The sequence below is a fragment of the Acinetobacter sp. IK23 genome (assembly GCF_035615275.1).
Classification (GTDB): Bacteria; Pseudomonadota; Gammaproteobacteria; order Pseudomonadales; family Moraxellaceae; genus Acinetobacter; species Acinetobacter seifertii.
The window spans coordinates 76394-99172 of sequence record NZ_JANBNX010000002.1; the positions used below are offsets into that span (position 1 = coordinate 76394).

21 protein-coding genes are annotated in these 22779 nt (G+C 37.0%); 4 read left to right on the top strand and 17 right to left on the bottom strand.

The genetic code is table 11. The annotated features are described in order from the left end of the window. Positions 1–66 precede the first annotated feature (66 nt). The 3 genes from trmA to putA all read right to left on the bottom strand — a co-directional run bounded on the left by trmA (position 67) and on the right by putA (position 5590). Complete coding sequence (gene trmA / locus MSG95_RS02290) at positions 67–1152, bottom strand: tRNA (uridine(54)-C5)-methyltransferase TrmA (protein WP_077165439.1); 1086 nt, start codon at positions 1150–1152, stop codon at positions 67–69. Positions 1153–1258: 106 nt separating this feature from the next. Then, a complete protein-coding gene (locus tag MSG95_RS02295) occupies positions 1259–1732 on the bottom strand; it encodes a GrpB family protein (RefSeq protein ID WP_077165440.1) in 474 nt (157 codons plus the stop codon). A 105-nt stretch (positions 1733–1837) separates the two neighbouring features. After that, entirely contained in the window at positions 1838–5590 is a 3753-nt protein-coding gene (putA, locus tag MSG95_RS02300) for a trifunctional transcriptional regulator/proline dehydrogenase/L-glutamate gamma-semialdehyde dehydrogenase (protein ID WP_213033559.1), read from the bottom strand. A gap of 124 nt (positions 5591–5714) precedes the next feature. On the opposite strand from putA, the gene MSG95_RS02305 reads away from it, so the two are divergent. Continuing rightward, positions 5715–6203 (top strand): Lrp/AsnC ligand binding domain-containing protein, encoded by a 489-nt coding sequence (locus MSG95_RS02305; protein WP_001014235.1) that lies wholly within the window; start codon positions 5715–5717, stop codon positions 6201–6203. A gap of 35 nt (positions 6204–6238) precedes the next feature. Here MSG95_RS02305 and putP read toward each other — a convergent pair whose 3' ends face one another. The 14 genes from putP to MSG95_RS02375 all read right to left on the bottom strand — a co-directional run bounded on the left by putP (position 6239) and on the right by MSG95_RS02375 (position 19882). Continuing rightward, positions 6239–7729, bottom strand: coding sequence for a sodium/proline symporter PutP (gene putP, locus MSG95_RS02310; RefSeq protein ID WP_004709158.1), 1491 nt, complete (start codon positions 7727–7729; stop codon positions 6239–6241). 409 nt (positions 7730–8138) lie between these two features. After that, positions 8139–8846 carry an SIR2 family NAD-dependent protein deacylase gene (locus tag MSG95_RS02315; protein WP_077165489.1) on the bottom strand — a complete coding sequence of 236 codons (708 nt, stop codon included), beginning with the start codon at positions 8844–8846 and terminating at the stop codon, positions 8139–8141. A gap of 97 nt (positions 8847–8943) precedes the next feature. Continuing rightward, a complete protein-coding gene (gene gcvH, locus MSG95_RS02320) occupies positions 8944–9318 on the bottom strand; it encodes a glycine cleavage system protein GcvH (protein ID WP_004709154.1) in 375 nt (124 codons plus the stop codon). Between the two features lie 38 nt (positions 9319–9356). Continuing rightward, complete coding sequence (locus MSG95_RS02325) at positions 9357–10382, bottom strand: AraC family transcriptional regulator (protein ID WP_000705529.1); 1026 nt, start codon at positions 10380–10382, stop codon at positions 9357–9359. Positions 10383–10490: 108 nt separating this feature from the next. After that, the gene (locus MSG95_RS02330) at positions 10491–10931 is read right to left on the bottom strand and encodes a MaoC family dehydratase (RefSeq protein ID WP_019458972.1); all 441 of its coding nucleotides are present in this window, start codon (positions 10929–10931) and stop codon (positions 10491–10493) included. Continuing rightward, entirely contained in the window at positions 10931–12778 is a 1848-nt protein-coding gene (locus tag MSG95_RS02335; RefSeq protein ID WP_077165442.1) for an ABC transporter ATP-binding protein, read from the bottom strand. Before MSG95_RS02335 ends, MSG95_RS02330 begins: the two co-directional genes overlap by 1 nt. Positions 12779–13151: 373 nt before the next feature. Then, positions 13152–13688 (bottom strand): DUF2058 domain-containing protein, encoded by a 537-nt coding sequence (locus tag MSG95_RS02340; RefSeq protein ID WP_004702033.1) that lies wholly within the window; start codon positions 13686–13688, stop codon positions 13152–13154. Between the two features lie 3 nt (positions 13689–13691). Further along, entirely contained in the window at positions 13692–14369 is a 678-nt protein-coding gene (locus MSG95_RS02345) for a YoaK family protein (RefSeq protein ID WP_077164029.1), read from the bottom strand. 5 nt (positions 14370–14374) lie between these two features. Beyond that, positions 14375–15577 carry a serine/threonine transporter SstT gene (sstT, locus tag MSG95_RS02350; protein ID WP_019458975.1) on the bottom strand — a complete coding sequence of 401 codons (1203 nt, stop codon included), beginning with the start codon at positions 15575–15577 and terminating at the stop codon, positions 14375–14377. 425 nt (positions 15578–16002) lie between these two features. Further along, positions 16003–16311 (bottom strand): ArsR/SmtB family transcription factor, encoded by a 309-nt coding sequence (locus tag MSG95_RS02355; protein WP_004702027.1) that lies wholly within the window; start codon positions 16309–16311, stop codon positions 16003–16005. A 474-nt stretch (positions 16312–16785) separates the two neighbouring features. Then, complete coding sequence (locus MSG95_RS02360) at positions 16786–17352, bottom strand: TetR/AcrR family transcriptional regulator (protein WP_004702025.1); 567 nt, start codon at positions 17350–17352, stop codon at positions 16786–16788. Between the two features lie 359 nt (positions 17353–17711). Continuing rightward, entirely contained in the window at positions 17712–18875 is a 1164-nt protein-coding gene (locus MSG95_RS02365) for a cupin domain-containing protein (protein ID WP_077165443.1), read from the bottom strand. Between the two features lie 30 nt (positions 18876–18905). Beyond that, positions 18906–19499, bottom strand: a complete 594-nt coding sequence (locus MSG95_RS02370; protein ID WP_039251424.1) for a Maf family protein — start codon at positions 19497–19499, stop codon at positions 18906–18908. After that, on the bottom strand, positions 19499–19882 hold the full coding sequence (locus MSG95_RS02375; protein ID WP_004702019.1) for a DUF2237 family protein: 384 nt from the start codon (positions 19880–19882) through the stop codon (positions 19499–19501). The genes MSG95_RS02370 and MSG95_RS02375 overlap by 1 nt, the downstream gene beginning before the upstream one ends. Before the next feature lie 138 nt (positions 19883–20020). On the opposite strand from MSG95_RS02375, the gene MSG95_RS02380 reads away from it, so the two are divergent. The 3 genes from MSG95_RS02380 (at position 20021) to fba (ending at position 22732) form a co-directional block, all read left to right on the top strand. After that, entirely contained in the window at positions 20021–21208 is a 1188-nt protein-coding gene (locus MSG95_RS02380; RefSeq protein WP_077165444.1) for a phosphoglycerate kinase, read from the top strand. A 122-nt stretch (positions 21209–21330) separates the two neighbouring features. After that, positions 21331–21573, top strand: a complete 243-nt coding sequence (locus tag MSG95_RS02385) for a hypothetical protein (protein ID WP_039251422.1) — start codon at positions 21331–21333, stop codon at positions 21571–21573. Between the two features lie 121 nt (positions 21574–21694). After that, entirely contained in the window at positions 21695–22732 is a 1038-nt protein-coding gene (gene fba / locus MSG95_RS02390; protein WP_004702014.1) for a class II fructose-bisphosphate aldolase, read from the top strand. Positions 22733–22779: the final 47 nt, after the last annotated feature.

The following is a 22779-nucleotide window of genomic DNA, read 5'->3' on the forward strand; positions in this document are numbered from 1 at the left end:
AATGCATTGAAAAATAAGGAGATATTTAATCTCCTTATAAAATTTGGTTACATTGAAAGATTTTGTTTAAATCTTCTCAAGTAATACACCTGACTCGACATGATGTGTATAAGGAAACTGATCGAACAAAGCAAACTTAGTCACTCGATGAGTTTTTGTGAGTGTTTTTAAGTTTTCATATAAAGTGTCGGGATTACATGAAATGTAGATGATACGCTCAAAACCTTGTAAAAGTTTTAAAGTTTCATCATCAATTCCGGCACGCGGAGGGTCTACGAATACCGTGTCAAAGTCATAGCTCTGAATATCAATATTTGCTTCTTGTAGACGGCGGAACTCACGCTCACCTTGATATGCTTGAGTAAACTCTTCAGCCGATAGACGAGCTACCTGAATATTATCAATCTGGTTTTGTTCAATATTCCATTGAGCGGCATAGACTGATGATTTAGCAAGTTCTGTAGCAAGTACGCGTTCGAATTTTAGTGATAACGGAAGGGTAAAGTTACCATTACCACAATAAAGTTCTAATAAATGTTTTTTCGAACCTTCCGCTGCATCACATGCCCATTGCAGCATTTTTTTGCAAACTTGAGCATTAGGTTGGGTAAAGCTGCTTTCAATTTGTTTATATTTGAATGTGCGATTTAAAAGCTCAAATTCTTCTACAACAAAGTCGTCGCCAATCACAATTTTTTGGCCACGGCTACGGCCCATAATTTTAATATTTAGCTTTTCAGCAAGTGTTTTAGCTGCTTGTTCCCATTCCTGATCTAATTTACGGTGATAAATTAGAGTAACTAGCATTTGCCCGCTTAGTGTTGCGAGGAAATCCACTTCAAATATACGGTTAGAAAGCTTATGTTCTGCTTTAAGTTCTTCCAAAAGTTTCGGCATTAAATCATTAATGCTTTTATCAGCAATAGGAAACTCGTCTATGCGAACAACTGTTTTTTGCTTGTCTTCATCGTTACGTTCAAACATGGCATAAAACATATCATTTTCTGTATGCCAGATCCGAAACTCAGCACGCATACGGAAATGTTGTTCAGGTGATTCAAACACTTCTAATGTAGGCGGTGTAAATTCAGAAAATTGAGTAGTAATGCGGTCAATTTTAGCTTGAAGTTGTTGACGATAAGAAGAGGTCATAGACAAAGAAAATTTAAACAGAATCAAATAGTGAATGGTACCAAAAAAAACGCGCTTGCAGGAGCCAATTTTACTCAGATATTCATAAACAAATAGGATACTTAAATTAGAGATGATTTAAGACATTTTGAATAAAATCTGATTTTACTTTTCTATATTGATCATGGTCTAAATGACTACACTCTAATTTTAGTTGATTATATTCGTTTACGAGCTTTGGTGAGTCTATAAGCTTATTTCTAAATGTTAAGAAAAACGTAAATACTGAATCGGCTACTACAACTTGAAATGCAACATCATCGTTGTTCAGTGATTCGAGCATACAAAGCTCGTGTGTTCTAAGCGTATTTTGTTTCTCTATAAAATTAAGTGTTTTTAACTGGTTTATTGCGAATTCAAATTGGTCAGGCATAACTTCGATATAAATATCTAGATCACCTTTGGAAATTGCATGAGGTATTGCAGAAGAACCTATATGCTCAACTTTGGCAAATGGGAGAAGTGTGGAAATATCTTTTTTATACGAATTAAAAAGTTGAATACATTTTTGTTGATATTGCTCTGATTCTAAAAAGATCACTACGAAACTCTCTAATCTATAAAATTTATATATTTAAAAATAGATTACTTCATTAAACAAAAAAGCCCAAATACTGAGATTTGGGCTTTTTAAATAAATTATGCGTTAGTCAGACATAGTCATTAAGCTTGCATTACCACCAGCAGCGGCTGTATTCACACTAATTGCGCGTTCAATTACTAAACGTTCAAGTGGAATCGATTCATTTGATTCAACATGTGTAATGCCAACAATTGCGCCAGAGCGGCTAGCAATTTCTTGCTGTAATGAAAGAACTTCCTCACGGTTGCCATGATGTAAAACAGCATCAAAATTATCTGATGTAATGTTTTTAACTGTAGTAATTGCATCAAGTACATCTTTTGGCAACGTTTGTTTGTGTTTTGCCAACAATGGACTATTTGGCATTACAGCAGCTTGGCTACCCACTGCAAAAATTGCGAGCAATTGATGCAATTGATTTTCTTCAGTGTCAGCAATTGAAAGCACACGGTGACGTGGCAAAATAATATATTGGTTACTTTCCCCAGTAGGGCCTTGTAACTCATAAAACTTGCCTACACCAAATGGTTCAATATCACGATTTGCTTGAGGTAAATGCTGTTTCGCCCAGTTTTGTAAGCTCTGATAAACCTCTCGGTTAAAGCCTTCATATGCAGTTTGTTCATTTTTCATAGCAAATGGTGTTGCCAATACTTTATTTGAACAATTTTGCATTAAGCGATACATATAAAGCGGACCACCAGCTTTCGGACCAGTACCAGATAAACCTTCACCACCAAATGGTTGAACACCAACAACAGCACCAACAATATTACGGTTGATATAAAGGTTACCAACTTCAGCATGTTGAATAACGGTTTGGATGATTTCATCAATACGAGTATGCAGACCCATTGTTAAACCATAACCTTTGGCATTAATACGTGAAATAAGTTGTTCAAGCTCACCATACTTATAGGTAATGATATGTAAAACAGGACCGAAAACTTCGCGTTGTAAGTCATCGAGGTTAGGTAACTCAATTGCTGTCGGTACAACAAAAGTTCCTTTGCTCAATTCATTTTGGTTAGTTGCACCAAACATCAATTGATGAACTGGATAACCCTTAGACTTCATTTTTTGGATATGTTGATCAATTGTCTGTTTTGCTTCTTCATCAATAACAGGACCAATATCCGTTTTTAAAATAGCAGGGTTACCAACAATTAACTGTTGCATTGCACCTTTAAGCATTTTAATAACGGTTGCAGCACTATCTTCTTGTACACATAAAATACGCAAAGCAGAGCAACGTTGACCTGCGCTATCAAATGCAGAACTTACAACATCAAGTACAACTTGTTCCGTTAAAGCAGATGAGTCCACAATCATTGCATTCTGACCACCAGTCTCTGCAATGAGAGGAATAGATTGACCATTAGCAGCCAAACGTTTTGAAACTGTTTTCTGCAAAATTTTTGCAACTTCAGTTGAGCCAGTAAACATGATGCCATCAATGCGTCGATCTTGGCTAAGCTGAGCACCTACTGTTTCACCGCGGCCAGGGAGTAGCTGTACAGCACCATGTGGAATACCGGCTTCCCATAAAATCTGAACTGCTTGAGCTGCGATTAATGGGGTTTGTTCAGCAGGTTTAGCAATAACACAGTTACCACTCACTAATGCTGCAGCAATTTGGCCAGAGAAAATTGCAAGAGGGAAGTTCCACGGGCTAATACAAAGTACAGTACCTAAAGGCTGAATAGCTGTATTTGCAGGAAGATTCTCAACTTGAGTGGCGTAGTAACGTAGGAAATCTACAGCTTCACGAACTTCTGCAATCGCATTAGCATAGGTTTTACCGCTTTCACGGCAAAGCAAAACCATCAATTCTTGAATACGACTTTCCATTAGGTCAGCTGCACGTTTTAAGTGTTGAGCACGCTGTTCTTTAGGCGTATTTGACCATTCTGATTGAGCTTGTTCAGCTGCATTAAGCGCAATTTCAACATGCTTAAGATCAGCTTCTTGCACATAACCAACAATTTCATCATTTTGTGCTGGGTTTGTAATTGCAACAGAGTGACTTTGCTCTAACGACTCGTTATTTGCCAATAATGGATGACTTTGCCAAATACGATTACGTAATTCTTGAGCTGTGCTGTCTAAAGCAGCGAGTGGAGTATCGTTTGCTAAATCATAACCTTTAGAGTTTTTACGAAGTGTTCCGTACATATCTAAAGGTAGTGGAATTGATGGATGTTTTAAACCAACTGAACCTTCAAGCTTAGCTGCATGACGAATATCATAAATTGGAGATTGAATGAGATCTTCAACTTTAAGTGTTTTATCGGCAATACGGTTAACAAATGAAGTGTTTGCACCATTTTCGAGTAAACGACGAACTAAATAAGCTAACAAAGTTTCATGGTTACCAACCGGAGCATAAATACGGCATGGTACGCCTAATTTATTTTGCTCACGAGGACCCACAACTTGTTCATAAAGTGGTTCACCCATACCGTGTAAGCATTGGAACTCATATTGACCAGCATAATATTTGCTTGGATCAGCTAAATGATAAATCGTTGCCAATGTTTGAGCATTATGAGTTGCAAATTGTGGATAGATGAACTCAGGGGCAGCAAGTAATTTTTTAGCACAAGCAATATAAGATAAATCTGTATGTACTTTACGAGTGAAGACAGGGTAGTCATCCATACCTTCGATTTGAGCTTTCTTGATTTCGCTATCCCAATATGCACCTTTTACAAGGCGAATCATGAGACGCTTTTGGCTGCGTTTAGCAAGATCAATAATATAATCAACTACGAAGAAACAGCGTTTTTGGTAAGCTTGAATAACGAAGCCAATACCTTTCCAGTTCTCAAGTTCTGGCTCAAAACAAAGACGCTCAAGTAACTCAAGAGAAATTTCTAAACGTTCAGATTCTTCTGCATCGATATTTAAACCAATGTTGTACTGTTTAGCTAAACGAGCGAGCTCAAATACTTTGCCGTAGAGTTCTTTATGAACACGTTCAATTTGCGCACGTTGGTAACGTGGATGTAAAGCAGAAAGCTTAATTGAGATACCAGGGCCATCATAAACGCCTTTACCATTAGACGCTTTACCAATTGCATGAATGGCTTGTGTGTAATCGTTAAAGTAGCGTTCAGCATCATGTTCGGTTAAGGCAGCTTCACCTAACATGTCATAAGAATAGCGGAAACCTTTATCTTCAAGTACTTTTGCGTGGTCGACAGCTTCTTCGATGGTTTCACCAGTTACAAACTGTTCACCCATCATACGCATTGCTACATCAACTGCTTTACGAATAATGCCACGACCACTACGGGCTAAAAGGCCAGTAAGTACACTTGAAAGACTGGTCTGCTTAGGTGTCTCCATAAGCTTACCGGTTAACATGAGGCCCCATGCTGCAGCATTTACAAACATTAAGCTACTTTGGCCAACGTGTTCTTTCCAGTTACCTTGGTTGATTTTATCGCGAATGAGCAAATCACGTGTTGCTGTGTCTGGTATACGAAGCAAAGCTTCAGCAAGACACATCAAAGCCACGCCTTCTTGTGAAGACAGAGAGAATTCTTGTAATAACCCTTGAACAATACCCGCTTTACCCGAAGAGGTCTTACGTTCACGTAAATTATGGGCAAGGTTAAATGCAAGGTCATAAATTTTATGATCTAAATCATCAGATACCGCAGCAGCTTGTAATAGCTCTTCTACAGCTTCAGGTTCGGCACGACGCCAAGCTGTATTAATGCGTTGTTCAAACTCACTTTTATCGTTGAATTCGGTGATATAGCCTTGGTGAGATTTATCCATTTGATGAAAAGTATCCATTGTGTTCATATCTATTTCCGCCAACCAGCTCTCGTAAACTCATCTTGAGTAGAGAGGTTTAGATAATTTATCATTACAGAAGAAACACCGAATAACTCACTATATTTTGCCCATTTTTTAGAGGAAAATTCAGATGAATGGCCCCTTATTAAGCCTTGATCGTACAGATTTAAAAATTTTGGATATTCTTCAAACAGATGGGCGTATTTCTAACAGTAGATTGGCTGAACTTGTAAACCTATCTCCAACTGCGGTTATGGCCCGGGTGCAGAAGCTGACGAAGGATGAATTTATCTTGGGTTATGAAGCTAAATTAAATCCAGTTAAGTTAAATGCAAATTTTTTGGTTTTTGTTGAAGTGTTACTCGATAAAACAACACCCAATGTTTTAGATGAGTTTATTGACGCAGTAGTGCATTATCCAGAGATCGTTGAATGCCATATGGTTAGTGGCGGATTTGATTTTTTAATTAAATTACGAAGTGGCAGTATGGAAGAGTTTAGACGTATTGCTGGACAGGTACTATGGCAATTACCAGGTGTGAAAGAAACGCGTAGCTACCCTGTGATGCAAGTTGTAAAAGATAGTTCAAAAATTAAAATCAAAACTAAAAATAAATAAAAAGGGGCCAGAGCCCCTTTTTATTTTATTCATTTTTATACACTTTCTTTATAGAGTTTATCAGCTTGTTCGAAGCGATCAGTTACATCAGTATTTGGAGTTTTGCTAATCAAGCTCACTACGATGATGCTGATAAATGCACAGATAAAGCCAGGAATAATTTCGTAAACACCAGTGCTTGCGAAAAGATTTTTCCAACCAATTACAACAACTGCACCTACGATCATACCTGCTAAAGCACCTTCTAAAGTCATACGTTTCCAGAACAATGACAAGATGATGAGTGGTCCAAATGCGGCACCAAAACCAGCCCACGCATAAGCAACAAGACCAAGAACTTTACTGTCAGGATTACCAGCGAGCACAATTGCCAGAACAGCAATTGCAAGTACCATGATACGGCCAACCCATACAAGCTCTTTTTGAGAAGCATTTTTACGGATGAAGCCTTTGTACAAATCTTCAGTTAGCGCACTTGAACATACCAACAGTTGACAGCTTAATGTACTCATAACCGCAGCTAAAATAGCAGCTAGAATGATACCGACAATCCATGGATTGAATAAAATTTTAGTCAATTCCATAAATACAGTTTCAGGGTTTTTACTTACAACACCTGCAAGCTCAGGATGTTGCTGGAAATACGCAATACCAAAGAAACCGGCACCGACTGCACCAACTAAACATAAAATCATCCAAGTCATGCCAATACGACGAGCAGCAGGAATTGATTTTACAGAGTCAGCAGCCATGAAGCGTACAAGAATATGCGGTTGGCCAAAATAGCCTAAACCCCAAGCCATTGAAGATAAAACGGCCACCACACTTAAATCTGAAACAATGTTAAATGCATGTGGGCGAGCAGTTTCAATAAGCGTTACGAACTGAGTTGTGTCGCCAATTGCAAGGTAAGTTACGATTGGGGTGAGCAAAAGGGCAAAAATCATTAAGCCAGCTTGGAAAGTATCAGTCCAGCTAATTGCCAAAAATCCACCAATACAAACATAACTGATTGTTGCAATAGCGCTTAGCCAGATTGCGGTGGTATATGACATACCAAATAAATTTTCAAATAAACGAGCGCCAGCTACCATACCTGAGGCACAGTAAATTGCGAAGAAAACCAAGATAATAACGGCAGAGAAAATACGAAGAATCTTTTTCTTGTCATCAAATCGACTTGTAAAATAGTCGGGCAGAGTGAGTGCATTATTTTGGATTTCAGTATGAACGCGTAATCGACCAGCAACCAGTAACCAGTTAAGCCAAGCACCGATAATTAGACCAATTGCAATCCACGCTTCAGATAAACCAGAAAGATAAATCGCTCCTGGTAAGCCCATGAGTAACCAACCACTCATGTCTGATGCGCCTGCGGATAATGCAGTAACGAAACTGCCTAAACTACGACCACCAAGAATATAATCAGAGAAGTCGCTTGTAGCACGGTAGGCAAATAAGCCGATAAGTACCATTGCTACGATGTACACCATAAACATGATGAGGGTGGGATCAAAATAACTCATAATGGATGTGTGTCCTTATATCCATAATCCGTGATTGTAACCTAATCCAGGTCGCTGTTTTCTTGTACGGCATTTCAAGAGGTTGAGATTCAACCACAAAAGAAATTTTTTGCTCTGTTATCTTTGTGATGTGTTTTGTGTATTTTTATGTAAACCAATGTAATTTTAATTACAATTAAAATTAAACTAAATTTAATCAATAGTTTATGTAGTATAAATAATTCATTTATTGTTTAGAAAATTATAAAAATAGTAAATTTAGAAAATAGATCAGCATGTTTGGTTACAAAATTAGCAATGACAATATATGTCTCAAGAAAAAATTTGACATGAGTTGAGTGTTTTCGCATCAATTTCATGTGAAGAGACAACTTTAGAGGTGAAATTTGCAATAAAAATGAAAGAAATATTAGCTCGTCAATTGATGAAATAGCTCTTTCATACCTTCTGTGGCTGTCATATTTAATAGTTTATATTGAGATGGAACACGAGAATGATCTGCTTGGGGATCTATATAGTAGGCTTCAGTGTAGTTAGGAATTTCATGAACTAAAGCAGCAACAGGGTAAACACTTAAGGTTGAACCAATAACAATGAAAATATCTGCTTCATGCACTTGCTTTATGGCTTCTTCAAATGCTGGAACTGCTTCACCAAACCAAACCACATGAGGGCGAAGTGGATAGCCATTTGGACAAAAGTCATGTTCTAGATCTAATTTCCACCCATTAATTTCATAAAATTCATTTGTATATTCGGAATTTGGTCCAGAGCTTTTCGCTAATCGAATATTACCATGTAGATGCAACACATTCTGGCTACCAGCACGTTCATGTAAATCATCAATATTTTGTGTAATGACTTGTACATCGAAATGGTTTTGTAATTTGGCAATATATTGATGAGCTTCATTTGGCTGAGCTTCTAAAATATTTTTACGGCGTTCGTTATAAAACCGTTGGACTAACGCAGGGTCTTTATCCCAAGCTTCCGGAGTAGCAACTTGCTGTATATCATAATTTTCCCATAGGCCATTACTGTCACGAAAAGTACTAATTCCACTTTCTGCACTCATACCTGCACCAGAAAATACAACAAGTCTTGTCATGTTATTGATCCTACGCATCCAGTTTTATAACTATTTTATACATATATAAAAAAACCAGTTTAAAAGTAAACTGGTTTTTATCGAATATTGAAAGCAATGCTAAATTTTATAAGCCAGCTTCATATTCTTCATTTGTTAAAAGTTTTTCAACGTCTGCCATGTTGTCTGGCTTAATTTTATAAATCCAGCCTTTCCCGTATGGATCTTCATTTACAAAATCCGGATCATCTTCAAGGTTTGTATTTACTTCTACTACTGTACCAGAAACAGGAGCGTGGATGTCAGAAGCAGTTTTAACTGATTCAACTACTCCAGCTTGTTCGCCAGCTGTTACTTGGCTGCCCACTTCTGGAGTTTCAACATAGACCAAGTCTCCAAGCTCATCTTGTGCATGGTCGGTAATCCCTGTAATAACAAGATCACCTTCAACTTTTACCCACTCATGTGTACGTGCATACTTCAATTCTGAAGGGTGATTCATGACAACTCCTTAAGCTTGTGTCCAATATTTTAATAACATTATAAATAGGGGTCTTTGCGCCAGTTACTAGGACTACGACCACTCCAGCGTTTAAATGCTCGGCTGAAATTTGCGACATCAGAATAACCTAGTTCATCCGCAATTTGTTCAAGACTATAATCTGTACGTGAAAGTAAAGAAGTCGCATGACGATAGCGGACTTCATCTACTAATGTTGAAAATGAAGTTCCTTCCGCTGCCAACTGTCGCTTTAATGTGCGATCTGACATGTGTAAGTATTCTGCCACATTTTCTATGCTTAAGTAATGTTGTTCCGAATTACTTAAAATATCACGTACACGCATTGCTAAACGGCGGCGTTCACCTAAAGCAGAGAGTTCAGCCTCACATTGGTTAATAGCAATTTGACTGGCGATTGGATCTGAATTAATTAATTTAAGACCTAAATATTTTTTATCAAAACTAGAAATTAAATGAGGCTGATTAAACCGAATAGTACTGCTTAGTTTGCTCTTATATTTATCAAAGCCTGCTGGTTCTGGAAAATCTAAGTCGACATCGCCCGCTAAATCTTCAATACCTGTCATTGCTTTTGCCATCGTCATAATGCCAATCGTTAAGCCTAAAACAATTTCGGTGCGAAGTGGCTCTAATTCAATATCACATTGCAACTGTAATGTGGCTTTGGGACCAAATGTAGAAAAATAGAGTTGTAGAAAAGGTAAGCGTAACTGGATAAAACGAGCAGCAAGAGCAATCGCTTCTGTAATATCCTTTGCTGTCATTATTGCGTAACCAATAAATCCATGAATCGAAATGCGCATTTGGGTGCCAATATGATACCCCAATGTACTTTCACCAGTGAGATTTAAGGCATGTTTAACCAGTTCATTTGCTACAGGTGTTGAAATACGATACTCAGGGTCGGCCAATTGCTCACTAGTAAGATGAAAAGGAGCAAATAAAGTCTCATCGTTGTATCCCCAACGTGAAACAACATCTAAAAGCAATAAGCCATAGACTCCTGGAATACCTTGATCTTGACGAGCTGAGGTAATTTTCATATGCGTTCCGTTGCTCTCATCAATTCTCTACGTGCATTTCTTACACATCTTGTCATGAAATATAATTTGAGTTTATAAAAACTGTTAGACAATCATATCAACGATTCATTAAACATTCTTTTTAAAGACAACGATTTTTGTCGTCGAAATAAGTAAAACATCCCCATGTTGATTTAAGGCTTGTGTAACGTAACTTACAATACCACGATCCAATTTTGTTTTGGATGGTGTAATGGCGGAAATTTCAGCTTCAACATGAATACGATCACCTGGTCGTGTTGGACGTGGCCACCGCAGACTAGACTCTGAACCCACTAGTCCGCCATGAATTGGCATACACTCTGTCCATAAGCGCATCGTAATTGCAGAAGTATGCCACCCACTAGCGGCAATACCTTTAAAGATAGGGTCTTCTTTGGCTAGCTCTTCATTTGTATGAAAAGGTTGGGGGTCATACTGGCTTGCAAACTGTTTAATTTCATCTAGTGTAATTTCATATTCACGACTAATAAAACGATCACCAACTTTTAAATCTTCTAAATAAAGCATTAATCTTGACCCTGTACTACTTTTTGCTCAATAAGAAAGCCACCAGTTTGACGTTTCCATAATTGTGCATATATACCATTTTTGGCAATTAATTCTTCATGCGTACCTTGCTCTGCAATTTTACCTTCATCAAGAACTATTAAACGGTCCATTTGAGCAATGGTAGACAAACGGTGAGCAATTGCAATAACCGTTTTATCAACCATCAGGTCATTTAAACTAGACTGAATGGCTGCTTCAACTTCAGAGTCTAGTGCACTTGTTGCTTCATCTAATATTAAAATTGGTGCATCTTTTAGGAAAACACGTGCAATAGCGATACGTTGTCTTTGACCGCCTGAAAGTTTGACACCACGTTCACCAACTTGTGCGTCATAACCAGAACGACCCTTTAGGTCTACAAGCTGGGGAATAAACTCAGCTGCTTTAGCTTTATGAACAGCACTTTTCATATCGTGATCAGTTGCATCTGGACGACCATATTTAATGTTCTCGGCAACTGAGCGATGTAGTAGGGACGTGTCTTGAGTAACTAAAGCAATATTCGCTCTCAAACTATCTTGTGTAACATCTTCAATATTTTGTCCATCAATTAAAATTGCACCTTCTTTAAGATGATAGAAGTGTAAAAGTAATTGGATGAGAGTAGACTTACCTGCACCTGAGCGCCCAACAATACCGATCTTTTCACCTGCTTTAATATGTAAATTAAAGTGATCGATAACATTTTTATTGTTGTAGGCAAAAGTGACATCTTTAAATACGATTTCACCTTGTTTTACTGCAAGTGGTTTTGCTTCTGGTTTGTCTTGAATATTGATTTTTTTGCCGAGTGTTTGCATACCATCTTGAATGGTTCCAACATTTTCAAATAACGCGGACATATGCCACATCATAAACTCAGCCATACTATTAAGTTTTAAAATCATGGCTGTAGTTGCAGCAATAACACCTAAAGCCGCTAAACCTTGAGTCCATAACCAAACTGCGGTACCAATCACGCCTACAAATAAAACAGCAGAAAGCATATTGATACTAACTTCAAAAAGAGTACCTAAACGCATTTGCGCATAGACCGTTGTCATAAACTCTTTCATTGAGGCTTTTGCGTATTGGCTTTCACGGCCTGCATGGGCAAATAGTTTAACTGTTTGAATATTTGTATAGGCGTCAGTTACGCGGCCAGTCATTACGGCACGTGCATCGGCTTGTTGTTGTGACACTTTGCTTAAACGCGGAATAAAGAACCAAGCACTTAATAAAAATAAGCCCAACCAAACCATAAGTGGAATAAGTAAAGTCGGTGAAATTGCACCAAGAACAATACTAACAGTAATAAAGTAAATGCTGACGTAAGCCAACATATCGCCCAGAATAATCCAGAATTCGCGGATGGCTAAAGCTGTTTGCATAACCTTTGCTGAAAGGCGACCTGCAAAATCATTATGGAAAAAATCTAGGCTTTGTTTTAATAAAAGATTGTGAAAGCGCCAACGTAAGCGCATTGGAAAAGTGCTATATAAAATCTGATGTTTTATAATGGATTGAATATTAACAAATAAAATATTAGCAAATAAGACACTTATTAAAATAAGGATATTTGAAGCATGTTGGCTTAAAAAACTTTCAGGTTGACTTTTACTTAACCAGTCTACAAGTTGTCCAATTTTTGAAAAGAGCAATGCTTCAAATGTCGCTGCACCCGCTGTACAGATAACAAGAAGTAGTAAGTATGGACGTACGCCTTCAGTAGCTTGCCAAACAAATGGGAAAAAGCGTGTTGGTAAGGGCTCATCCAGACCTTTGGTTGGATAAGGATCGACAAGTTTTTCAAACCACTTCAGCATGAATGACTACCTTTATACATCAGCTAGTTTATTAAAATTCCGCAATTTAATTTTGCAATAAAGTCAGTTAGATCAAGCTCGACAAAGATATTGATCTTTCGGATATGTGTGAAAACACATTAAAGTTTATGTTTTATATCTTTGGCTAAAACTGACATGATTTAGACAAGACATAAAGTTGGAATCGGGAAAAGCCTAAAAGGCATGGTAAAGACAAAATGTTTTATTCATTATATCGATAATAATAGATGAAGTGGTGAATGAATTTGACCTGAATGTAATTTTTATAGTTTTTTTAATAATTGATAAAATATTAATAATTAATTTAAAAAGTATAAGCCTTTATCGCATAATTGATAAAGGCTTGAGAAAATTACCACATTAAGTCATCTGGAATAACATACGCTGCGTATGGATCTTCTTCGTCGGTAGTTTGTTCGTTTTTCTCTGCATTATTAATCAAAATAAAGCCTTGCATCTTTTGATCAATCTTTTCAGCTAAAGCCTTTGGAAGGTAAGCGTACTGATCTTGATCTTTAGCAATCACTAAGCTTCCTGTTACAAGGGCATTATAGACTTGCTGAGATAGGTAGACTTTTTTAACTTTATTTTCATCAATAAATTGATAAGCGACATCGCCAGCAAAATCAGTAATTTTGTGTTGCTTAATCATTTGAATGATTGAAGCTTTCAATGCTTTTTCTTCAAGTTGTTGTTGTTTTTCTAAATTTAGAGCTTGATCTTTTGCTAGTTTCTCTTTTTGAGCTTTTTCAATATTTGCCTTAATTTCTGCCTCATTACTTTGGCCTGTACGTTGCTCGTGTTGAGCTTGTTTGGTTAGCTTTTTCGCTTTTTTATTATCAACTAAACCAGCTTTGAGTAACTGAGCTTGTAAGGCATTTTTAACCATGACTTAATCCGAATTTGAAGAAGAACTGTGAAAATAAACAACCCAATACGAAATACTGAGAGTTAAACTCAAAATTGCTGGAAGCAAAAATGCTTGCAATTTCAAGTAGGGGTGAACTAAAGCAGCAATTATACCACCAAACAGAAAACCTGAAAAAATAAGTAGATGCAAAATTATACGACGGTTCTCAACTTTTAAACCACGTGCCATGTAACCAAGAGCAAGACCAAGGTCTGTCAAAACACCTGATAAATGAGTGGTTCTGATAATGGTCCCTTTATAATGGCTGACCATGGCATTTTGTAATCCCATGGCGACACAAGCCCATAATAATCCATATTTGGGAAAATAAGGGAGTAATAGCCAACAGAGAAAAATAAAGAGAGCAACTAAGCTTAAAGGAAGGCCATATCGACGGCCTAATTTAAAATGACTGTTACCTAAAATAAAGCCGCTATAAAATGATCCACATACATAACACAGTATAACAAGTACTAAATATATGATGTGTTCAAATTGCCAGTTTACCAAACTCATCGCTAGCATACTGACATTACCTGTCATATGCGAAACTGACTGATGTAAAAGGGTGATTAGCCCTAATACATTAATCATTCCAGCATTGATCGCCAGTAAGAAGGCACCAATTTGGAACCAGTTTGGTAAACGTTGAAATGGCATGTTCTCTAAGAGTTTTGTTTGGAGCGAATATCAACTGCGGCTGTAAATAAAACATCAGTAGATGAGTTAAGAGCCGTTTCCGTTGAATCTTGTAATACACTAATAATCATACCTACCGCAACAACTTGCATTGCAATTTCTGATGAAATACCAAATAAACTACAAGCTACAGGAATTAAAAGTAGTGAACCGCCTGCAACACCAGATGCTCCACATGCTGAAACTGTAGCGACTACTGATAAAATAATCATGGTTGCTAAATCAACATGAATTCCTAATGTATGTACGGTTGCTAACGTAAGTACCGTGATGGTCACAGCTGCACCAGCCATGTTAACAGTTGCACCTAAAGGAATAGAAACACTTGCAGTAGATGGGTTAACGCCTAAACGCTCAGCTAAATCGAGGTTAACCGGAATGTTAGCTGCTGAACTACGTGTAAAGAATGCCGTAATACCACTTTCTTTTAAGCATTTAAAAACGAGTGGATATGGATTACCACGAATTGTTAAACCTACTAAAATTGGATTAACTACAAGAGCAACAAAAAGCATTGTTCCTAGTAGAACAGCTAATAATTGTGCATAGCTCTCAAGCGTTGCTAAACCGGCATCAGCAAAAGTTACTGCCACTAAACCAAAAATACCCACCGGAGCAAATGCAATCACTTTATGGATAATCGCGCTCACTGCATGTGAAACATCATGCATCACTTGCTTAGTGGTATCTGAGCTGTGGCGCATTGCCAAACCGAGACCAATTGCCCATGCAAGAATACCAATAAAGTTTGCTTCGCTAATCGCTTGTACTGGGTTTGCAATAAAACTTAAAAGCAAGTTTTTTAATATATCAGCGAGGCTACCTGGCGCTTGTAGGTTGTTATGTGAAACAGTGTTGAGAAATAAGGTACTTGGAAAAGACAAGCTAGCAATTACCGCACTAAAAGCAGCTAATAGCATGCCCACAACATAAAGTAATAAGACTGGACGTAAATTTGCACTATGACCTACTTGGAAGTTGGCAATAGAAGAGAGAACCAATACAAAAACTAAAATAGGAGCAACTGATTTCAATGCTTTAATGAACAGTTCACCAAACAAGCTTAGATAGGGTGTAACGTTTGGAAATAATAGTGCAACGCCTATCCCTAAAACAATCGCAATAATAATTTTGGTGACTAAGCTTAATCGAGAAAAGAATTCAAGCATATAAAGGCCTTATTAACCTATTCGTGGCTAAAGGTTGAACAAGCGGAGTATTTTATACTTAAGTGATCGGAATCTTAAGCTTTTTTATAGCAACTAATCGAGTTTATAAGCTGTGGTAATATTAAGTATATGTTTTTAAAATATTAAAATAATATTATTAAAGTGGTAAGAAAGATGTTTTGCTTACATTACAATCAATAAACCAATTATGTAGACTTGGCTGTTTAGCAAATGAGTGTTTAAAGATAAAAAATGTAAAAAGAAATAGAAGAGATTATTTTTGTTTTCAGTAGATTTGAATACTAGAAAAACTACGCGAATTTTCAATCCTCTTTGCTGGAACAACTACACCCGCTACCAAGTTGAAAAATCGCATATTTCAGGAAATACATTAATATTATTATAATTTTATAAGTGCAGATCAGTTACTTTATGCAATATAACTGATAAAGCATATTTAAAATTGAATGCATCTTATCATCCTTTATAGAGTAGAAAATTTGTTTGCCATCACGACGGGTTGAAACAACATCACTTTTACGTAACATCATCAATTGTTGTGAAAGGGTGGGCTGGGTAATTTGTGTTTTGTCTTCGATCTGAGAGACATTCAACTCCTCATGAGCTAAGTGACATAAAATTAATAAACGGTCAGTGTTAGCTAAAGACTTTAATGTTCCTACGACAGAATCAGCCGCATTTTTCATTTCTTCAATTTGGAGTCCATCTTTCATACTTTATACCTATATCAATATGGCCGGCATAGTATAGATTGATCTTGCAGAAATGAATGTAGCAAAACTAATCAATCCAATTGTTTTTGTTGAAAAGGTTTATAAGTGTAATTGATAAATATATAGCATTATTAAGGCAAAACAAGAATTTGTAGTTGTTTTGTGTCGAAAGTGTTGCGTTGTGTGAGAAGCGTAATTGTTAAGTATAAATGAAACAAAGTTGAAGTAAACAATCCTTGTTTTAACTCTCATCAATAGTTAATTCTGATTTATGTCAAAAAAGTCGATAAAAAAAGATTGAGTTTTTACTTTTTAAAGATATAATGGAACACATACAGACAGGTCTGTATATTCTGGTTTGGAATCTTATTCCAAAAAGAAGTCTAACTCTAAACTAGAATGACTTTCAGACGCAGCGTGATGAATAAGAAGAAGATTCAACAACATAAGAAGAATAATATCACGCTTTATTTTTTAATGTGCAGTTTTTTCAAACTCAATTAATCTCTCCACACGTTTCCAGTAGTCATAAATTTTTACTGAACCATGTTCAACTTGAGCTTGAATGGTCATACCTTCTAAAATATTGACTAGAAGTAAAGCTAAAGGGCGGGACTCTTCAATTTTAAGTTCAATAAGAAGGTCTTGCATTAGCTGGGTCAACCATATTTTATATAAGGTTGCAGGCTGGTGAGTAGAAGGGTACTGTTTTAATACTTCTTCTAGGGCTTTTTGAAACATACACCCATTAAAATCGTCACTATTAAACCAATTTGAATACCATAAAAATATTGCTTTAATACGAGCTAATGGATTGTTTTCATCTTCATGGGAAATAGCAGCAGTAAGAGAATTTTGCAAAAGTGAGTTTCTCAACAATAAACACTCTTCAATAAGTTTCTCTTTTGAAGGAAAGTATTTATAAAATGTCATTTTTGCTACACCAGACTCACTGATGATACGATCTACTCCTATAGAATTATAACTATATGAGTTAAAAAGTCTTAAAGCAGTGGTAATGATGTCATCTTTTTTTGACATATTTTGATAGCCTCACACAAATATTTTGCTCTTAGCCTAAATGGTGGAATGCATAAATAAAAAGCACGAACGCGCAATTTTACATTGTATTGATTGTTATTGATAGAAAAAAATACGTTTTTTGAAAACAATAAAAGATATAAAGCCAAATGCTCTAAATATAAATTTTATATTTATTAAAAAAAATTCTATATTTTACAAAGTCTGTAATAGATCATTTTTTCACTTAGCAAGATTGATTTATACCATAAACGAATAACCATAAACATGGGTTTAAAGAATGGTATATTTAAACATGTATTTATAAAAGAAAAAAGGAGAAATTTATAAATTTCTCCTTTCGTGATGATGAGCTAATATTATTCCGCAGGAGGTAGAAGCATGATAATTGAATCATTTAATAATTGAACAATATTCTCTAAAATATCCGAACTGCTTAGTTCGCTATTAAAAGGAATGCTTTTTCCGTCAGCTATAGCTTTAAGTTGAGTGGCAAAAGATTCCACAATTGGTAAATCTTCTCCATTACCCCAAAACTTTAAAACACCATTTTGTTCTTTATAAAGCAGGCGAGAAGCAGGTTCTAGCAATAATTCATAGCGTTCTGACAAAATAGCATTTAAATCTTCAATTTCAATTTCATCAGGTTCTGGAATATTGTCTGGATATTTAGGCTCAGTCATGTAAGCCATAATAGCAGCATCAAGTACTGATGAGTTTTGCAACTGAGCTAAAACCAAATCCCTTAAATAAGCTAATTCTTCTGGATTGATTTCACCAACTTGAGAAATATTCTTCCGAGCAATATCTACAACTGGGTTTTGTAGTAATTCATCGGTAGCAAATTGATCGCTAATTCTATCGATCATGCCTGAAATATTAGGCATGCGAAAACCAAATGAGTAGGTTAAACACTCATCTTCTGCAACACCATAGTGAGATAATCCAGGTGGAACATATAGAAGGTCTCCAGGAGCCAAAACTTCGTCAAAATGAACATCGATTTCAGGTAAAAGCTTTAAAGGTTGATTAGGTACAAATTGAGTAGTTTCATCACACATTTGTCCTAGTTGCCAACGACGGTGTCCATGGCCTTGAACTAAGAACACGTCATAAAAGTCAAAATGTTTTCCAACTGAACCACCTTTAGGGGCATAAGAAACCATAATATCATCACGACGCCATTGTGGAATGAAAGGAAACTTCTTCCATAACTCGGCTAAATCAAATGAGTAATGATCAACAGCTTGTACCAAAAGCGTCCATAGTTTTGGTAGTTTTTGAAAGTCACCTTTGGTTAACGGTGATGATTTTAAATGCCATTCATTTGGGTTCTTATCTTTTTGGCGAATAAGACGAGCACTGACATGATCTTCTACAGCAAGTTCTTTTACATCATTTGGCTCTAACATGCCAATAATTTCAGGCATAGCATTGCGCACAAGTAATGGTTTTTTCTGCCAATATTCTGCTAGGAATTGTTCAGCAGTAATGCCGCCTAAAACGGTTAAAGGTTGTGTCATGGAGATAACCTATAAATAAGCTAATAAATATTAAGGAATTTGAAGTTCAAGCTGTCTTAAAATCTGACAAAGCTGAATCATGGGTAAACCCATTAAAGTGGTTTGATCTTGGCCTATCATTTTTTCAAATAGACTAATACCTAGACTTTCACACTTAAAACTTCCCGCACAATGGAAGGGTTTGTCTAACTCGATATATCTTTCGATTTCAAACTGGGTTAGATTGCGGAATTTAACTTGATAGTGATCAATGAGAGTGTGTTCAAAACCCTTTTCAATGCACTGGACACTTAAAGCTGTACTAAAAAAGACTGTTTTACCAGAGTTGGCCGTTAATTGAGCTTTGGCATTTTCAAAGTTTAATGGCTTACCAATAAAATCATGAGGTGCATGTTCTCGCCATGCAACCTGATCTGATCCAATTACAATTGCTTGAGGATTCTGTTGAGCTATAAGCTGTGCTTTAGCAAATGCTAATCTTTTTGCTAAATCGTCGGCATGACTCTCACCACAAGGACTTTCATCAATATCTGGGCTAATACAGGTATATTCGAGTCTTAAACGATTCATCAAATCCTTACGCGTTTGACTACTCGATGCCAAGATAATTTTGGGTTGCTTCATCAAACTGCAAATTCCATTAACACATCTAAAGGAACATAGCTTAATACTGCTTGATGACAAGCGTGGAGTTTGATGGGAGGTGCTTGCCCAGCTTGATAAGCTTCAACCCAGCGAGTTACACAGATGCACCAGAAGTCGCCAGGCTGTAAACCCGGGAAGCCTGCCTCAGGTAGAGGGGTGATAAGATCATTTCCAATTTTTTGTGAAAAATTTAAAAACTCTGAAGTCATTTGGGCACATACAGTGTGTTGCCCAAGATCTGTTACCGCCGTATGGCAAAAACCATTTCGAAAATAACCAGTAATAGGATCAAAACAACAGCTTGCTAAAGGTTCACCTAAAACATTTAAACGATTGATTTGTGGATCTGGATGAATAGACATAATGGATGAAATATTAGATTACTACCTCTATCATAATCAAAACTTTGGCTTTCTACAGCTTTTATGCAAAAAAACTAACCTTTTTTGATGTAATCATTTAAAATTGGCGCGTTTTTAAAATCATAAAGAGAGCTTTACATGAATTTTCAGCGTATGACTGACCTTAACTTAGCAGGTAAACGTGTACTTATTCGTGAAGATTTAAACGTTCCTGTTAAAAATGGCGTGATTACCAGCGATGCTCGTTTACGTGCAGCACTTCCAACAATAAAAGCTGCTTTAGAAAAAGGCGCTGCTGTAATGGTATTTTCGCATTTAGGTCGTCCTGTTGAAGGTGAGCCAAAGCCAGAACAATCACTTGCACCAGTTGCAGCATATTTAACTGAAGCATTAAGCCAAGAAGTTAAATTATTCACTGACTATCTTGATGGTGTAGAGGTTCAGGCTGGGCAAGTGGTTTTGCTCGAAAATGTTCGTTTTAATGTGGGTGAAAAGAAGAACAATCCTGAGCTTGCACAAAAGTATGCTGCTCTATGTGATGTATTTGTTATGGATGCATTTGGTACTGCTCACCGTGCGGAAGCTTCTACAGAAGGTGTTGCTCGTTTTGCTCCTGTTGCAGCTGCAGGCCCATTACTAGCTGCTGAATTAGATGCACTTGGTCGTGCAATGCAAACACCTGAAAAACCAATGGTTGCTATTGTTGCTGGTTCTAAAGTTTCAACAAAACTTGATGTTTTAAACTCATTATCTACTATTTGTGATCAACTTATTGTTGGTGGGGGTATCGCAAACACTTTCTTAGCGGCAGCTGGTTACAACGTTGGTAAATCTTTATACGAAGCTGATTTGGTTGAAACTGCAAAACAAATTGCTGCTAAAGTAAGTGTTCCGCTTCCTACAGATGTTGTTGTTGCTGATGCATCTCAAATTAATTTTGAAGATTTCTTGAGTTCTTTAGCGGCAGCGGAAGCTGTTGTTAAGAAAGTTGAAGATGTAACATCAAACGATATGATTTTAGATGTTGGTCCTGAAACAGCTAAAGCTTTTGCAAAAATTTTGACTACTTCTAAAACGATTCTTTGGAATGGCCCAGTTGGTGTATTTGAAGTTGATCAATTCGGCGAAGGTACTAAAGCACTTTCTCTTGCTGTTGCTGAATCTGATGCATTCTCGATTGCTGGCGGTGGTGATACACTTGCTGCGATCGATAAATATAATGTTGCTGACCAAATTGGCTATATTTCAACTGGTGGTGGCGCATTCCTTGAGTTTGTTGAAGGTAAAACTTTGCCAGCAGTTGCAGTTTTATTAGAACGTGCATAATAGATATATGCAAAAATAAGAAGGGGTTGGGTTCAACCCCTTTTTTCATGGATAAGTCATTAAATTGTCATATTTTTGAAATAAAATAATGAGCACTAAATCACCAATTGTGGAAAATAGTGATGAATTTAAAACTTACCTTAGCTGCTTTGTTAATTGTTCCAGTGATGTTGACTGCTTGTGGCAAAAAAGAAGAGTCTTCTAATGCAGGGCAAGATGCTGCATCTACAGCAGTTGCTGATAAAGTAACTCCTGAACAGCAAGCTACAATTGATTCGCTTGATAAGCCAGTTTTAGATGAAAAGAATACCGATGTGGTTGAAGGTAGCGCTTCTAGCGAGCCGGCTGCTTCAGAAACTCATTAATTTGTTGTGTTTTGTTAAAAAGTCCCTGCAAATGCAGGGATTTTTTTTGAAATACTGTGATTTGTTGCTGAATTGAAATAAATGACAAGGTAGAATAAGCCGCACTACCTGGGAGGATATTATGGCACTCATTTCAATGCGCCAGCTCTTGGATCACGCTGCAGAACATAACTACGGCGTACCAGCATTTAACGTAAATAACTTAGAACAAATGCGTGCAATTATGCTTGCCGCGGATGCAACCAATTCACCTGTGATTGTTCAGGCATCAGCTGGAGCTCGCAAATATGCAGGCGCTCCATTCTTGCGCCATCTTATTTTGGCTGCGATTGAAGAATGGCCGCACATTCCAGTGGTAATGCACCAAGACCATGGTACAAGTCCTGAGATCTGTCAGCGTTCAATTCAGCTTGGCTTTAGCTCTGTGATGATGGACGGTTCATTAGGTACAGATGGTAAAACACCTACATCTTACGAATACAACGTTGATGTAACTCGTAATGTTGTTGCTTTAGCACATGCATGTGGTGTTTCTGTTGAAGGTGAGATTGGCTGTTTAGGTAGCCTTGAAACTGGTATGGCTGGCGAAGAAGACGGTGTTGGTGCTGAAGGCGTACTTGATCACTCACAACTTCTTACTTCTGTTGAGGAAGCGACTCAGTTTGTTGCTGATACCAATGTAGATGCTTTGGCGATTGCTGTAGGTACTTCACATGGTGCTTACAAGTTTACTCGTCCACCTACAGGCGATATCTTGGCAATTGACCGTATTAAAGAAATTCATGCGGCATTACCAAATACTCACCTTGTTATGCACGGTTCAAGCTCTGTACCACAAGAATGGTTGAAAGTAATCAATGAATTCGGTGGTGATATTAAAGAGACTTATGGTGTGCCTGTTGAACAGCTTGTAGAAGCAATTAAACATGGTGTGCGTAAGATCAACATTGATACAGACTTGCGTTTAGCATCTACAGGTGCAATTCGTCAGTTTATGGCTGAAAACCCAGCTGAATTTGATCCACGTAAATACTTTGCTAAAACTGTAGATTCAATGAAGCAAATTTGTATTGATCGTTATGAAGCCTTTGGTACAGCTGGTAATGCTGATAAGATCCGCCCAATTTCTTTAGAGAAAATGGTTGATCGTTATAAATAATTCCCGTTAGGGTTTGATTTATAGAAACCGGTTATGTAAATAACCGG

Excerpts from the sequence above, each read along its gene's own strand:
- MSG95_RS02305 (WP_001014235.1), top strand. The coding sequence starts at position 5,715 with ATGAATGGCCCCTTATTAAGCCTTGATCGTACAGATTTAAAAATTTTG.
- MSG95_RS02335 (WP_077165442.1), bottom strand. The coding sequence starts at position 12,778 with ATGCTGAAGTGGTTTGAAAAACTTGTCGATCCTTATCCAACCAAAGGT.
- putP (WP_004709158.1), bottom strand. The coding sequence starts at position 7,729 with ATGAGTTATTTTGATCCCACCCTCATCATGTTTATGGTGTACATCGTA.
- MSG95_RS02385 (WP_039251422.1), top strand. The coding sequence starts at position 21,331 with ATGAATTTAAAACTTACCTTAGCTGCTTTGTTAATTGTTCCAGTGATG.
- fba (WP_004702014.1), top strand. The coding sequence starts at position 21,695 with ATGGCACTCATTTCAATGCGCCAGCTCTTGGATCACGCTGCAGAACAT.
- putA (WP_213033559.1), bottom strand. The coding sequence starts at position 5,590 with ATGAACACAATGGATACTTTTCATCAAATGGATAAATCTCACCAAGGC.
- MSG95_RS02360 (WP_004702025.1), bottom strand. The coding sequence starts at position 17,352 with ATGTCAAAAAAAGATGACATCATTACCACTGCTTTAAGACTTTTTAAC.
- MSG95_RS02355 (WP_004702027.1), bottom strand. The coding sequence starts at position 16,311 with ATGAAAGATGGACTCCAAATTGAAGAAATGAAAAATGCGGCTGATTCT.
- MSG95_RS02365 (WP_077165443.1), bottom strand. The coding sequence starts at position 18,875 with ATGACACAACCTTTAACCGTTTTAGGCGGCATTACTGCTGAACAATTC.
- sstT (WP_019458975.1), bottom strand. The coding sequence starts at position 15,577 with ATGCTTGAATTCTTTTCTCGATTAAGCTTAGTCACCAAAATTATTATT.
- trmA (WP_077165439.1), bottom strand. The coding sequence starts at position 1,152 with ATGACCTCTTCTTATCGTCAACAACTTCAAGCTAAAATTGACCGCATT.
- MSG95_RS02375 (WP_004702019.1), bottom strand. The coding sequence starts at position 19,882 with ATGTCTATTCATCCAGATCCACAAATCAATCGTTTAAATGTTTTAGGT.
- MSG95_RS02380 (WP_077165444.1), top strand. The coding sequence starts at position 20,021 with ATGAATTTTCAGCGTATGACTGACCTTAACTTAGCAGGTAAACGTGTA.
- gcvH (WP_004709154.1), bottom strand. The coding sequence starts at position 9,318 with ATGAATCACCCTTCAGAATTGAAGTATGCACGTACACATGAGTGGGTA.
- MSG95_RS02345 (WP_077164029.1), bottom strand. The coding sequence starts at position 14,369 with ATGCCATTTCAACGTTTACCAAACTGGTTCCAAATTGGTGCCTTCTTA.
- MSG95_RS02370 (WP_039251424.1), bottom strand. The coding sequence starts at position 19,499 with ATGAAGCAACCCAAAATTATCTTGGCATCGAGTAGTCAAACGCGTAAG.
- MSG95_RS02330 (WP_019458972.1), bottom strand. The coding sequence starts at position 10,931 with ATGCTTTATTTAGAAGATTTAAAAGTTGGTGATCGTTTTATTAGTCGT.
- MSG95_RS02340 (WP_004702033.1), bottom strand. The coding sequence starts at position 13,688 with ATGGTTAAAAATGCCTTACAAGCTCAGTTACTCAAAGCTGGTTTAGTT.
- MSG95_RS02325 (WP_000705529.1), bottom strand. The coding sequence starts at position 10,382 with ATGAAAATTACCTCAGCTCGTCAAGATCAAGGTATTCCAGGAGTCTAT.